This window comes from Pedobacter sp. BG31 (assembly GCF_042464845.1).
In the GTDB taxonomy this organism is placed as follows: Bacteria; Bacteroidota; Bacteroidia; order Sphingobacteriales; family Sphingobacteriaceae; genus Pedobacter; species Pedobacter suwonensis.
The window spans coordinates 142,862-157,590 of record NZ_JBHNZK010000002.1 but is presented as its reverse complement, the minus strand read 5'-3'; the positions used below and the strand labels follow the sequence as shown (position 1 = coordinate 157,590).

Annotated in this window: 9 protein-coding genes; 8 read left to right on the top strand and 1 reads right to left on the bottom strand. The window is 40.6% G+C overall.

Going from position 1 to position 14,729, the window contains the following annotated elements; translation table 11 throughout:
- Positions 1–19 precede the first annotated feature (19 nt).
- The 4 genes from ACFE6N_RS03890 (at position 20) to ACFE6N_RS03875 (ending at position 6,594) form a co-directional block, all read left to right on the top strand.
- Complete coding sequence (locus ACFE6N_RS03890) at positions 20–3,265, top strand: TonB-dependent receptor domain-containing protein (protein ID WP_378934026.1); 3,246 nt, start codon at positions 20–22, stop codon at positions 3,263–3,265.
- A 384-nt stretch (positions 3,266–3,649) separates the two neighbouring features.
- Positions 3,650–4,951, top strand: coding sequence for a hypothetical protein (locus tag ACFE6N_RS03885; RefSeq protein WP_378934024.1), 1,302 nt, complete (start codon positions 3,650–3,652; stop codon positions 4,949–4,951).
- Positions 4,952–5,042: 91 nt separating this feature from the next.
- Positions 5,043–6,125, top strand: coding sequence for a hypothetical protein (locus tag ACFE6N_RS03880; RefSeq protein WP_378934022.1), 1,083 nt, complete (start codon positions 5,043–5,045; stop codon positions 6,123–6,125).
- Between the two features lie 211 nt (positions 6,126–6,336).
- Positions 6,337–6,594 (top strand): CBU_0592 family membrane protein, encoded by a 258-nt coding sequence (locus ACFE6N_RS03875; RefSeq protein WP_378934020.1) that lies wholly within the window; start codon positions 6,337–6,339, stop codon positions 6,592–6,594.
- On the opposite strand, the gene ACFE6N_RS03870 is transcribed toward ACFE6N_RS03875, so the two are convergent.
- Entirely contained in the window at positions 6,566–7,189 is a 624-nt protein-coding gene (locus ACFE6N_RS03870) for a TetR family transcriptional regulator (RefSeq protein ID WP_378934018.1), read from the bottom strand. The genes ACFE6N_RS03875 and ACFE6N_RS03870 overlap by 29 nt on opposite strands.
- A 192-nt stretch (positions 7,190–7,381) precedes the next feature.
- Here ACFE6N_RS03870 and ACFE6N_RS03865 point away from each other — a divergent pair, with 192 nt between their 5' ends.
- The 4 genes from ACFE6N_RS03865 to ACFE6N_RS03850 are packed head-to-tail and all read left to right on the top strand — an operon-like array spanning position 7,382 to position 14,605.
- The gene (locus ACFE6N_RS03865) at positions 7,382–10,609 is read left to right on the top strand and encodes a SusC/RagA family TonB-linked outer membrane protein (protein ID WP_378934016.1); all 3,228 of its coding nucleotides are present in this window, start codon (positions 7,382–7,384) and stop codon (positions 10,607–10,609) included.
- Positions 10,610–10,642: 33 nt separating this feature from the next.
- Positions 10,643–12,433, top strand: a complete 1,791-nt coding sequence (locus tag ACFE6N_RS03860; RefSeq protein WP_378934014.1) for a RagB/SusD family nutrient uptake outer membrane protein — start codon at positions 10,643–10,645, stop codon at positions 12,431–12,433.
- Positions 12,433–13,359, top strand: coding sequence for a metallophosphoesterase family protein (locus ACFE6N_RS03855; RefSeq protein ID WP_378934012.1), 927 nt, complete (start codon positions 12,433–12,435; stop codon positions 13,357–13,359). Before ACFE6N_RS03860 ends, ACFE6N_RS03855 begins: the two co-directional genes overlap by 1 nt.
- Positions 13,319–14,605: an alkaline phosphatase family protein gene (locus ACFE6N_RS03850; protein WP_378934010.1), complete on the top strand. Its 1,287-nt coding sequence runs from the start codon at positions 13,319–13,321 to the stop codon at positions 14,603–14,605. The genes ACFE6N_RS03855 and ACFE6N_RS03850 overlap by 41 nt, the downstream gene beginning before the upstream one ends.
- Positions 14,606–14,729 lie beyond the last annotated feature (124 nt).

The following is a 14,729-nucleotide window of genomic DNA, read 5'->3' as shown; positions in this document are numbered from 1 at the left end:
TAAAAAACATCTTGAACCTATGAAAATAGGAATTTATGAATATATAAAAGAATATATTATCAATTTAGATTACCGCCCTTTGGTAACCTTCATCATACTATCTACTTTTTTATTTAACGAGGCAGTGGCAAACAGCTTTGTACAAACGCCAAAAGAAGGCATGCTGAGCATTAAGATAGTTGAAATGGGCATTCCTGATGCGCTTTCATTGCTTGAAGAAAAAGCAGGTTTATCAATCAATTATAATAAATCGATTTTCAGCAAAAACGGGAAAGTAAGCCTCGAAGTAAAAAACATGGCCATTGAGCTGATCTTAAAAAAAATACTTTCAGGAACCAGAGTAGCCTACAGGTTTGCTGATGCCAATACCATATTGCTCTATAAACTTCCGGATCTGGTAAAACCAGGAAACATATCAGGAAAGGTTTTTGACGAAAAAGGTGAAACCCTGCCCGGTGCATCCGTTAAAATTAACGAAACGGGCAAAGCTACACAAACGGCCAGCGATGGTAGTTACACATTAACTGCCGAACCCGGAAAATATACAGTAGAAATTAGTTATATATCTTTCATTACACAACGAATAAGTGATGTAGAAGTCAGGGCAGATAAAAGCACACCGCTTAACATTGCACTAAAACCCGATGCAAAAGGTTTGCAAGATGTGGTGATAACCGCCAGCTATAAAAAAGCTTCCGTTGAAGGCTTACTGACCCATCAGAAAAATGCTGCTGAAATGAGCAATGGAATTAGTGCCGAACAGATTTCCAGAACACCGGATAAAAACATTGGTGAAAGTTTGAAACGCATTAGCGGGGTAAATTCGGTAGATAATAAAATGGTACTGGTACGCGGCATAGGTGAACGTTATAACACTGCACAGCTGGATGGGATTACCCTACCCAGTACAGAGGCACAAACCCGTAACTTCTCTTTCGATTTAATTCCCTCGAACCTGGTTGATAACGTTGTGGTGAGTAAAACCGTTACGCCTGATATGAACAGCAGTTTCGGGGGTGGGTTAATACAGATCAATACCAAAGATATCCCTACCGAGAACTTTATGTCTTTTACAGCAGGTACTTCGTATAATGACCAAAGCACAGGAAAAGATTTTTTAAGTCATAAGCGAGGTAAATACGATTATTTTGGGTTTGATGATGGAAGAAGAAATTTTCCGGTCGGTTTAGAACATACTGAACGTACAACGGCACCCAACAATACCCTTACAGACGAGCAGTACCAGCAAAAGCTGATTGTCCAAAGCCAGAAATTCGTCAATGATAATTTCACGATGTACAGGTACAAAACGGCACCATCTCAAAATTATCAGTTTACCATAGGCAGAACCATAGGCATTGATACTACAAATAATAAAAAACTGGGTTTTACAACATCATTAAGCTACCGCAACAACCAGAATATCAATACCATTGAACAGCAAACAAGAGGCGAATGGAATATCAATACGCCAAATACCGGTGCGAAATATATGTTCAATACCACTTTAGCAGCCATGTTAAATGTGGGTTTACAGCTTGAGAAAAACAGATTTAGTTTCCGCAACACCTATACACACATTTACAATAACGACCTGTTTAGAACCATTGGTTATGATGCTGATAATGGATCTGAATTCTTTGCCAATGGCCGAAAACCAAATGCTATTGTTGAGGCTGACGATCCTACGTACACCGACCTGTTACAGAATAAACTCAATGGCCAGCACCAGGCAGGCAAAGTAAAGCTGGAATGGAATTTATCGCGTACATCAATAGACCGTAAAGAGAAGGATTTGGGTATTAGCACCCAAAACTTGCAGCAATTTGGTAATGATTATGAATATTTTTATCAGGCAAGTGGCCAAAGGGAAGGTTATATCAAACCTACCTCAAGACATAACTACAGCAATAATGAACACCATCTTGCCTGGGGTGGCGATGCAAGTATGCCTTTCAAAATTGGCTCACTAAATAACACGGTAAAAACGGGGTATTTTGGTATACACAAAGAAGGTTCCTTAAACTGGGAAATCGCATCACTGGTCCGTAATGCATCGATACCCGATAGCCTGAAATTCATCTCTATCGCCCAAATGATTGATCCTGCCAAAATTGGCAATAATGGCTACAATTATTTTATTAACCCATACTTTTTAAACGGCTATAAAGGTAAAAGTACCACCCAGGCGGCGTATATGATGCTTGATAACCGTCTTGCTGAAAAATTACGTTTGGTATGGGGCCTAAGAGCAGAGTACTTCAAATATACCGAACTCCGCAACGACCTCAATGTTAGGGGTGTGAGTGGTTTCGCACTTCCATCTGAGAAAAAATGGCGTTGGTTACCTTCGGCTAATCTTACCTATAGCCCTACAAAAGAGATTAACATCAGGGCCGCTTTTTCAAATGCTGTAGTAAGGCCCGAACTAATGGATAACAGTCAGTTCTTTAGATACGACCCTATGTTTGATGCCCAGTTTGGGAACGAGGGTTTAGCCAGTACCCAAATTAAAAATTACGATCTTAAATTTGAATGGTTCCCCGGCTTGGGCGAAATCATCTCGGCTAGTGCCTTTTATAAAAAATTCGATCAACCCGTAGAAGTGGTTTACAGCATATCAAACGGAGGCGGTTTTTATTATATCAAAAATTCTGATCAAGCCAAAGTTTATGGATTGGAACTGGAGTTAAGGAAAAACCTGGGTTTCATCAAAAGCAGTACGCTGTTATCACGAATAACGCTTTATGGGAACCTTACCTTACAAACAGCCAATGTGGTTGGGACCTACAAAACTACCGGTACCAATGGCGAAAGTGTTATAGTAAGTGCCAAAGCCAAAAGAAATATGTATGGGCAGGCACCTTACCTGATCAATGCCGGTTTACAGTATCTGGACGAGCATTTTGGCTTCAACCTGGCCTATAATAAATCTGGGCGCAAAACAACTTTGGTTAGTCCGGAACTGAATAACATTGAATATGAAAACCCGCGCGACCAGATTGATGCACAGATTAGTTATAAGTTTTATAAAAACAGGTTCGAAGTAAAAGTCAATGCCGGGAATTTACTTAACAGGGTCTCGCTGATTTATAGAAATACCGCAAGTTACGAAGCTAACCCCGATTACCAGCCGGGTTCAGACTACAGCAACAAGTTGCGATTGAAACCAGGTTTTTCCAACAACCTGGATGATGGAGACCAGGTGATGTTTTCGCAAAAATTTGGCCGCACCTACAGCACCTCTATTACCTACAATTTTTAGAACGACCATGAAAAACAGTTTTTATAAGGTTAAACCATTTAACAGGAAAGGAGGAAATTTATTTCCTGCATAGCCATAAAAAAACGAAAGGTTGTATCAGAACCCTTCGTTTAAACCGATCATTTGCAGTGGAACGGCCAATCAGGAAAAACCTGAACTATTTTTAAATCTACTGTTAAAAACCCAGGGTAGCTAACAGCTTTACTTAGTTAAATCTATATGAACAGCTAAGATATAAAAAAACATCATATTTAGGTATATCAGGCTTTTATTTCCTTAAAAACCAACAAATAACTTGTCTGTAAACCTAAATAACCTTGAAAAAAATCAACCTAAAAAACATGGATCGTAACAATAAGATCCTATGAAAAACAAAAAATGACAATGAAAAATTTTAAAAATTTAATCGGTCTTTTATCAATTGTTGCTGTTTCATTTACAGCTTGTAAAAAAAACGAAGGTGGTGCTGATGCATTCGGTAACCGCAGCACTTCAGCAGCAGATTATTCACAATCATCCTTGCCGGTTGTGGCTGTTAGCGGAGACATTACCAGCTCTGTTACCTGGACCGCAGGAAACGTTTACGAATTAAGCGGTGTAGTAACGGTTAGAAATGGTGCAACTTTAACCATCCAACCAGGGACTTATATCAAAGCTTCGGTAAATACACCGGGTGTACAAAATGGTGTATTGGTTATTGCCAAAGATGGTAACATCAATGCAGTAGGTACAGCAGAAAATCCAATTGTATTCACCAGCCGTTACCTTTTAGATGGTGATGCCAGTACAACTGGTAAACCAGGAGACTTTGGCGGAGCCATTATTTTAGGTAATGCCAGAATCAATGTTGGTGATAAACTGATAGAAGGTTTAGCTGACAATCCTAAATTCCATTACGGAGGTACAAATGACGAAGATAACCGAGGTACTTTACAATATGTGCGTATTGAGTATGCAGGTTTCCAGTTGGCTCCAAACATCGAAGTTAACGGTTTAACTTTAGGTGGCGTGGGCAGTGGCACAACGATCGATCATGTACAGGTTTCTTATGGTCTGGATGACGGATTTGAGTTTTTTGGTGGTACAGTTAGTCCAAGTAATTTAATTGCGCTGGCTTCTGATGACGACCAGTTTGATTTCGATAACGGTTTTACCGGTATATTAAGCGACTGTGTGGCCATTGCCGATAAAAATTCTACACACAGTACGAGTGGCGGCAACAGCGATTCAAACGGTATCGAATCTGATAACAATGCACCTGCGGAAGATGGTACGTTTAGCTTAACCCCTAAAACACATCCAACCTTACAAAATGTAAGCATTTTCGGAACTGAAAATAAAAACGGTATTTCTGGTTTAGGCTACCGTAACGGTATCCGCGAACGCAGAGGTTCTGAAGTAAGCTTAATTAGTGTGATTGTTTCTGGTTACAATACCGGTATCGCTTTCGACACTGATGCCAATGCAAGTCTTTCAGATATTTCTTCTACTTCTGTTCATGGTTTCAACAATTCAATCACAGCTGCCGTTGGTGCTTATGCTGATGGTGGTGGCAATACTTTGGTAGTAAATGCAACCAACGCCAGTACTTTCGGTGTTGCGCAACCATGGTATAACACTCCGGGTTCTCCTGCTTCAGTTACACTTCCGAGCTGGGCTTCAGGTTGGTCAAAACTTGTATTTTAATTTTTTCTTAATAGAAAGAGGCTATGCTGTTCGGCATAGTCTCTTATAATAAAACAGGATAACGCTGTTTTAAATGATAATTAACCTTTATATGAAACTTAAAATATTTGCCTTTTTTTTCCTTTCGGCCATCGCCACATTAAGTTTATCCTGTCGTAAGGCAGAACTACTCCAACCCGAACCGGTTAAAATTATTCAGTTGAATGTTACGGGTGCAAGTAGTGTTGAGCTGGAGTACCTGTATAAAGACAGCGTAATTGCCGCACCACCTGCGGGGGGCATTAACGTAAAAACCCTGCTTACCGTTAAAGATCAGCACGCTGATTTGAAAATCAGAAAAAAAGGTTCAACGGAGATATTACTCTCCAGAACGATAACGGCAGCACCGTTCGATCAGTACATCAGTATTTTTTATGATGGCACTAAAATATACAACAGTTCCATTTCATTACTCATCAAAGGCTACGCACTGGCCGGTGAACTCGAATTTTTAATAGATGGAAATGTATTTTTATCCGGCACCGGTTCGATAAATAACACCTCCCCTATCCTGATTGATAAAGGTACAAAGAGAGAAATTACGGTACGCAAAAAAGGCGAAACCGATATTCTGCTTGCTAAAACGATCGATGCAACCAGCAATAGCCAAAGCATAAATTTCTTTTACGATGGAATCAAAATTGTTGATAATGTAAGCCTTAACCCTCCTGTAAATCCTGCAAATATGATGGTTAGTGCAAAGTTCGAGACTTTATTTGCACCACAATTTAAAAATGTTGATGTAGACCTCGTTTTCTACACCAGGCTTAAACCCCAATCTACTGCAGCGTATGCTTCCGCCGGAACAAAGGTACAGCCCGAACTTAGGCTTACTTTGCTTAAAGATGGTACTTTTAGCCAGATAGAACTTCCACCACTACCAGATGCCAATTATATATATAGTTTTGATATTGTTGAAAAAGGTACCGATAACGTACCCTACACCACAACCAGCGCGCCTTTTGTATTAGCCGCTTATCCCTTTAAACCCAACCAGGGCCGTTATGGGGAAATTAATTTTGAAGCCGGCAAGTCGAGGTTGTTTGTTATCAACGATACTAAAAATATTTTAGCGAATACAAGAAGTACCTACTTTTCCGGTAAAGTAACCGACCTTTCTCAATATTTCAGATAAGATTAACATGTTCATTCTTTAAAAAAAGGAGAAAACCAAAGCAAACTGCAACGGTAATCTCCTTTTTCTTTATTGAAATTAAAGAACCAGCATCCCGATACTAACGTATTTTTTGCTACAGCGCTACCACCCGATATATCTGATTATTGCTGTAATTATCTAAAGGTAATCACATTATTTCATAGCTTTACCCAGCAAACCATACAACAGAATGAAATTAATGATGTCAATTATCGGATGGTCTGGAGTAGTATTCTGTACGCTGGCATACCTTTTTTTAAGTATGAAATTAATCCGATCGGATTCGTTCTCCTTTCAGGCCCTAAATATATTGGGCGGCTTGTGTTTAGCCGTAACCGCCTTAGATACGCACGATTTACCCAATGCTGCTGCCAATGTACTCTGGATGTCTATTGGCTTATTTGCTTTGGGTCGCCAACTTAGGAAACGTGATCAGAAAGCGCCTTAGTCGGAGGTATGCTAAGCAGATCATAAGCTTTCTGCTTATAATAGGCTAATCGCTCCGAATAAGCTTTTTTATCATTTTCCAACGAAAGATAAAAGTAAGCTCCGTCAACCATTACAAAAATGAAATCGGCTGCAACCTTTGGGTCGTTTACATTTGTAATGCACTGCGCGTTGCACTGTTCAATCAGCAACGCAAGTCCTTTGCGCAACGAATCCAGAATTAGCTTATACTTTTGCTTGATTTTTTTCTCCCTAAACGCCAAAGCGTAAAAAGTATAAAATAAACCGTCATCAAAAAGCAGGTTCCATTTTTTAGAAAACAGCATTTCAATCGTACTTTGCAAATCGCTTAAGGATGCTTTTTCTTTATTCTTTACGGTATAGATCAGTAAATACCGGTCAAGTATGTGGTCGATCAATTCGTAAGTGAGTCCTTCCTTGGTGTCAAAATAATGAATGATAAGGCTCGGGTTAATATCCATTACCTTTGCAATCTTGGCTATAGAGGTATTTTCGTAGCCCTCTTTTTTGGCCACCTGGTAAAATACCTTTATAATTTCCTGTCTCCTTGTCTCTTTTAGGCTTTTACGTCCCATCGTGCAGCTAATTTAATGGGGCAAACTAATCAAAAGCGGTTGGATTCTGCAAATTTATTTTACCAAATATATTGAATGAACGTTCAATTAATATATTAATTGAACGTTAACCTATCCTTAATATGATATGTTCAATTTAGCACCGCTGAAAAGAGCTTATTATTCCAAATCAAACAACTAAATATTAAGAAAATGAAAAAAAGGCTACTCTGGATATTCATGCTATTGATTCTGTCTACAAGCGGCTTTGCACAAGGGATCGCAATAAAAGGCGTGGTTACTGATGCAAAGACAGGGGAAACGTTCCCTGCCGTAAACATTACTGTAAAAGGGACAAACCTGCATATCGCCACCAACAGTAATGGTGTTTATACCTTAAGTAATGTAAAACCTGATGCTACACTTATATTTTCCTACATTGGCTACAAGCAACAGGAAATTTTGGTTAGTGGCCGGGCAAAAATCGATATTTCTTTATCTCCTGACTTTGCCAACCTCGATGAGGTAATGGTTGTTGGTTTTGGAACCAAGAAAAAAATCAATGTTGCCGGCGCAATTGATCAGATTTCTGGCAAGCAGCTTGAGTCGAGACCTGTAAGCAATGTATTGCAGGGCTTACAGGGCATCAGTCCCGGACTCAATATTACTTACGCAGGCGGCGCGCCAGGCAGTGTACCCAACATCAATATCAGGGGATATACTTCCATTAATGGTGGCTCGCCATTAATTGTTATCGATGGTATTCCTGCTACCAGCACTGATGATATGTTGCGCTTAACCCCTAGCGATATTACTTCGTTTACCGTATTGCGCGATGCGGCATCGGCAGCCATTTATGGCGCACGTGCTGCATTCGGTGTGATTCTGATTACCACTAAACAAGGTGTTGCTGGTAATAATACCATTAGTTACAATACTTTCCAATCATGGGCAAAGCCAACCTTACTACCCAGGCCGGTGACCGATCCCTATATTTTTTCGAGGGTATTAGAAACTGCTACAGATAACACTCCATGGGATTATGTAAATTATTCTGACGAATATTACCGCTGGGCGAAAGAAAGATCGGATAACCCTGCTATAGCCGATACCCGGTTAAATCCAACCGACCCTACCAAGTGGGCCTATATGGGCAGTAACGACTGGTATGAATATTTTTTTAATCACTCAAGTTTATCTAAAAGCCATACCCTTACTTTTTCTGGTGGAGCTGCGGTAAACGAAAAGCCTTTAACCTATTACCTCTCTGCAGATTATACCAGAGATAATGGGTTAAATAAACTGACCGCAGATTACTGGGACCGTTATGGACTGAGGTCAAAAGTGGGTTTTTCTCCACTTTCGTGGCTTAAAATAGATAATAACCTGAATATTTATCAAACTAAACGGGCACTTCCTAACGGAAACATTACCGACCTGTATTACCTGATGCCTACCGACGTAGCTACGAATCCTGATGGCACATGGGCGAATACCGCTGCCGGAAAACTGGCTGCAAAACTTGTAGATGGAGGAAATAACCTTCAAAATATGTTTGGTTTTCAAAATATTACCAGTGCAACAGCTTTATTTTTAAAAGGTGATCTTCAGGTAAACGCTGACGCTTCTTTTAAACGCGAGCTTTGGAAAACACATAATGACAGTAAAAAATACAAAATCGGCTATGGTCCGAATGATATCCGCGAAGAAGGTGGGACCGGTTCAGTAACCGAAAACAATGGTTACCTGTTTAACAACGCATTTAATATCTATAGCACTTATAAAAAGACGCTTGGCGACCATTTTTTCAGTGCAATGGTAGGTTTTAATAGCGAAGATTACAGCTATTCTACCGTAAACGCGAGTAAAGACATTCTGATTTCTTCTTCTCTACCGTACCTATCGCTCACCAGTGGAACGGCTACTGCTAGTGCAAGTTATTCCGCTTATGCTACCAATAGTGCATTTTCGAGATTAAATTACACCTACAAAAACAGGTACATCCTGGAAGCTACAGGAAGGTACGATGGTTCATCGCGGTTTCCTGTAAATAGGCGCTGGGGATTCTTTCCTTCAGCTTCATTGGCCTGGATAGCAAGTGGAGAAGATTTCTTTAAGATACTATCGCCTGTAGTATCTACCTTTAAACTTCGAACCTCATATGGAGAACTTGGAAATCAGGGTGCTCTTCCAAACGATAACGTAGCAAACTTTGGTTATATCCAATCACTTGTAACTGGTACTTCTGGTTATTTAATTGGAGGAAATGGCCAGAACCAGGTGATTAATGGTGCCCCTGGGTTAAACGTAGACCCACGAACCTATACATGGGAAAGAATATCGACCTTAAATATGGGTACCGATATTGGTCTGTTGAACGATAAGCTTTCTTTCACTTTCGATTATTATATCCGTGATACCAAAGGCATGCTTACTGCAGGACAGGAACTTCCAGGGGTGTTAGGTACGGGTGTACCACGCCAAAATTCAGCAGATCTTCGTACCAAAGGGTGGGAACTTTCAGTAACTTACCGAGACAGGTTTGAACTGGGTTCAAAACCTTTCAGCTTTGATACTAAAATATTCCTTGCCGATTCTAAAGCTAAAATTACCAGATTTAAAAATGATCAGAACCTCTTTTCCAATTACCGCGAGGGGCAGACACTCGGAGAGATCTGGGGATTACAGAATGACGGGGTTTTCCGGAGTAAAGCAGAAATTGCTGCTTTAGATGAATCTGCCATTATTCCATGGGGTGCACTTTCCATTGTTGAGGGATGGCCAAAATATGTTGACCTAGATGGAAATAAGAAAATTGAAAGGGGTTTAAGTTCAAACGATCCGAAAGATTTAAAAATTATCGGTAACAGTGCTGACCGTTATACGATCGGTGCCAATCTGAATATGGATTGGGGTGGTTTTGATGTTTCTGTATTTTTGCAGGGCGTATTAAAGAGAGATTTTTATCCTCATCACTATCTTTTCTGGGGGCCTTACCAGCAGCCGTATGCCAACGTTTATCCATGGAACCTTGATTTTTACCGTGGAGCAGCTGATTCGCCGGAACAAAGAGCCAAACACTCCGCTTCATATATCGCCGCGGGCCTTGCTGATGCCAATACCGATTCTCAATATCCGGTATTACAATCTTGGCTTGCCGATGCCAATTATGGATCGGGTTTAGATATTCCCCAGACTAAATATTTACTAAACGGTGCTTACCTGAGGATCAAAAACGTATCGTTTGGTTATACCTTACCAGTTCAGTGGACCAAAAAGTTTCATGTAAACCGTCTTCGCGTATTTGTGACCGGAGAAAACCTGTATGAGTTCTCTTCTATCAAGAAATTTATTGATCCTGAAGCGGTTAACCAGGGACCAAGTGCCTGGGCATATCCTTATCAACGGAGATATGCCTTCGGTTTAAACCTCGATTTTTAATTTTTGGATCTATCATAATTAAATCATTAGAAAATGAAAAAGTATATATATATCGTGTTTATTGCAGTTGCAGGTATGCTCGCAGCCTGTAAAAAAGCCGGGCTTGATCGTTTCCCTCAAACCTCCGTCTCCCCTGGCCTCTTTTTTAACACAGAAAGTGATCTTTCGCTCTATGTAAATGGCCTACTTTCGCAGCCAGACCGCAGTACTTACCTTAATGATCAGAGTACGGATAACGTATCCACTACAGCTGCAGTTGAGATAAAAAATATTATGGGAGGCAACGCGACCGCCCAAAACATTACCACTGGCTGGAGCTGGAGCAGGTTAAGAAACATTAACTATTTTCTAGAGAATTGCGGAAAAGCACAGGTTTCTGCTGCCGTTAAAAACCACTACGCGGGTTTAGCCAGGTATTACCGCGCTGAATTCTATTTAGATAAAGTTAAGCGTTTCTCTGACGTACCCTGGTATTCAGGTACATTGGAACCTGGTGATGATGCACTCTACAAAGCCCGGGATCCAAGGACGTTGATTGCCGACAGTATCATGGCAGATCTGGATTTTGCCTATAAAAATGTGAGGGAAAGTGTTCCGGCAGGTACTCCGGGAAAATGGGCAGTGGCCACTTTATATGCACGGGCAGCACTTTATGAGGGCACTTATCGTAAATACCATAACGAACTCAATTTAAGCGGCTCAGCAAATGCATTTTTAGAAACTGCAGCAAGAATTTCTGGAGAAATCATCGCCAGCAAAAAGTTTAACATTTACAACACCGGAAAACCGGAACAGGATTATGCAACACTTTTCTCCAGTCAGGATTTAACAGCCAATAGCGAGGTCATTTTAGTCAACATCTTTGACCTGAGTAAAAACAAAAGCCAGAATGTGAATTCTACTGTCTTTGGCGATTATGAGCAGGCACCAGCCAAGAACCTGTTAGAAACTTACTTAATGAAAGATGGAACGAGGTTTACAGATGTAGCAAACTACACGCAGCTGGGTTTTGTGGCAGAATTTAAAAACCGCGATCCGCGGATGTCGCAAACAATGGTTTACCCGGGCTGGATCAGGGTACCCGACCCTACCCCCTATATCCAGCGTTTAAACAAAAATTTTACAGGTTATCATCAATTGAAAGGTTATGTAAACAGCACTGATAACGCGATCTTAAACGGTGTAGATTTTCCGGTATACCGCTATGCAGAAATCCTGTTAACTTATGCTGAAGCGCTTGCTGAATTGGGTACCTTAACGCAGGCCCAGCTCGATCAATCGATAAATCTTCTTCGTAAAAGAGCGGGGTTGCCCGATCTCAACCTGGCAGCGGCTAATGCCAATCCAGATCCGGCATTGCAATTACAGTATCCGAATGTCACCGCTAACGCAGGTGTTATACTCGAAATCAGGAGGGAACGCAGGGTAGAATATGCTTTTGAAAACATGCGCTTTGATGATTTAATGCGCTGGAAGGTAGGTAAACTGCTTACTAAAAGTCCTGAAGGCATGTATTTCGCCGGATTGGGCAAATACGACCTTACCGGGGACGGTGTTGATGATATTATTCTGATTGACAGAACGGCAACGATCCCTGGCGAAGACCAGAAAGAAAAGAATTCACTTGGGGTAAAACTTAATTATTACCGTGCAGGACTTATCGGTACTGATGCAACGGTTTATTTGAAGAATGGCAACAACGGCGGTAATATCGTAACAGAAAATGTGACCAGAAACTTCGAAGAACCCAAATTCTATTACCGCCCTATCCCGCAGCAACAAGTCATCCTGAATCCTAAACTGAAACAAATTTTTGGCTGGTAATGATGGCAGAAATAACGAGAAGGTCTTTAATAAAGGCAATAGGAATATCGGCAGGAACGGCATTTTTGGGCCCGTTGCCCGGTCTGGCTTCAGAAACGCTTACAGATAAACCGAAAGGTAAGAAGCTGGTGCTTACTGTGCCACACATTACTGATGTTCATATCCGTGCAGGAGAAAATGCCCCGCTACGATTCAAAGCATGTTTAAATCAGATAATCAGCAAACATAAAGTTGATTTCTTCTTAAACGGAGGAGATTCCATTAATGATGCTTCTTATGATAATGTGGTACGCAATCAGGTAACTGAACAATGGGATATTTGGGATGAATGCACTAAGGTGATCGATAAATACAAAATATACAGTTGTATTGGCAACCACGATATCTGGTGGAAAGCGCCTGCAACAGACGATGAAATGTATGGAAAGAACTATGTGGTAAAACGGCTGAAAATTCCTAATCGTTATTACAGTTTCTCTAAAAAAAACTGGCACTTTATTATACTTGACGGCAATAACAGCAAAATTTCTCTTGATGATGAACAGTATAACTGGCTTGAGCAGGAATTAGAAAACCTGCCTGCCGGCACACCTACGCTGATCATGTCACACTATCCGATCCTGGGCACCACCCAGGTATTGGTTGGCGGCGGACATTCGGATTGCAAAAAACTGAAGAATCTCTTTTACAAACATCGCGATAAGGTAAAAATCTGCCTGAGCGGACACAACCATCTCTCTGATCAAACGGTATACAATGGTGTGCAATACTGCTGCAATGGAGCCATGAGTGGCTTTTGGTGGGGCAAAGGCGATGCAGAATCAGCAGGCCACGGTTATTACCAGGAAACGCCACCCGGATATGCTATACTTAAAATGTACGATGATGGAACAGTTGAAAACGAATATTTCTCACACACTTTCTAATCATAAAACGATGTTATTAAGGACATTTATTTTTGCCTGCTTTTTTTCTTTATCACTATCATCACTTGCTCAAAACAGGCCACGAAAAGTGGTTTATGTTATCGCCGATGGTATCCCTGCCGATGTAATAGAACGATTGGAATTACCTAACTTCAAAAAAATCATCTCTGCAGGTTCCTATTCGCGCATGCATGTGGGCGGAGATAAAGCAAGTTATAATGAAACACCAACCATATCTGCTGTGGGTTACAATAGCCTGCTTACCGGCACCTGGGTAAACAAGCATAACGTACCCGATAATGATATCAAGGCACCAAATTATAATTATCAGCATATTTTCAGGCTTTTCAAAAATCAATACCCTGATAAAAAAACAGCTATTTTCTCCAGCTGGACTGACGACCGAACCAAACTACTTGGCGATGGCCTTCCCGAAACCGGAAACTTTAAACCCGATTTTGTAGCTGATGGTTTTGAGTTAGATACCGTCCGATTTAAACATGATAAAAAAGCTGACTATATGCATTTTATTGATGAGGAAGTGGTTAAACAAGCTGCTAATACCATTCATGATCAAGCACCGGATCTATCATGGGTATACCTGGAATATACGGATGATATGGGCCATCGCTATGGTGATAGTCCGGAGTTTTATAAGGCTGTTGAGATGCTGGATAAACAAATGGGCCAAATTTGGGATGCCATTAATTACCGTCAACAGCGATTTAAAGAAGATTGGCTGATTGTAATTACAACCGATCATGGACGTGATGAAAAAACAGGTCGCGGACATGGCGGACAATCTGATCGTCAGCGTTCTACCTGGATGGTAAGTAATTACAAAAACCTGAATACTTATGCGCAATACTTCGATCTTGGTATAGTAGATATTATGCCTTCCATTGCTGATTATCTGAATATAAAACTTCCAAAAAGTGTAGAACAGGAAATTGATGGCACTTCATTTATTGGCCCGGTATCCATATCCGCACTCAAGGCAAATTATGTACAAAACCACTTAGACATCACCTGGAAAGCATTGGAAAAGAAGGGAAAAGTAAAAATCTGGCTGGCAACCACTAATGCGTTTAAAACCGGCGGAAAAGATGATTATCATTTACTGGGAGAGGTTGACATTAATCAGCAACATTACCTGGCCGACCTTAATAACTATCCATCCCCTTACTATAAACTAGTGGTTGAAGCACCAGACAATACGCTTAACAAGTGGATAAGTGTTAAATAATTAATTTCATTCCGAAAAATTCATATTCTTAAGCCTTATACCTGATCTTAAGCGATCAGCTATAAGGCTTTTTTAACTGCTTTTAGCGCCTATCCTAATTGATTACATAACAAGATATGTCCTT

Coding starts and splice junctions, on each gene's coding strand:
- ACFE6N_RS03880 (WP_378934022.1), top strand. CDS start 5,043: ATGAAACTTAAAATATTTGCCTTTTTTTTCCTTTCGGCCATCGCCACA.
- ACFE6N_RS03875 (WP_378934020.1), top strand. CDS start 6,337: ATGAAATTAATGATGTCAATTATCGGATGGTCTGGAGTAGTATTCTGT.
- ACFE6N_RS03865 (WP_378934016.1), top strand. CDS start 7,382: ATGAAAAAAAGGCTACTCTGGATATTCATGCTATTGATTCTGTCTACA.
- ACFE6N_RS03860 (WP_378934014.1), top strand. CDS start 10,643: ATGAAAAAGTATATATATATCGTGTTTATTGCAGTTGCAGGTATGCTC.
- ACFE6N_RS03885 (WP_378934024.1), top strand. CDS start 3,650: ATGAAAAATTTTAAAAATTTAATCGGTCTTTTATCAATTGTTGCTGTT.
- ACFE6N_RS03890 (WP_378934026.1), top strand. CDS start 20: ATGAAAATAGGAATTTATGAATATATAAAAGAATATATTATCAATTTA.
- ACFE6N_RS03870 (WP_378934018.1), bottom strand. CDS start 7,189: ATGGGACGTAAAAGCCTAAAAGAGACAAGGAGACAGGAAATTATAAAG.
- ACFE6N_RS03850 (WP_378934010.1), top strand. CDS start 13,319: ATGGAACAGTTGAAAACGAATATTTCTCACACACTTTCTAATCATAAA.
- ACFE6N_RS03855 (WP_378934012.1), top strand. CDS start 12,433: ATGATGGCAGAAATAACGAGAAGGTCTTTAATAAAGGCAATAGGAATA.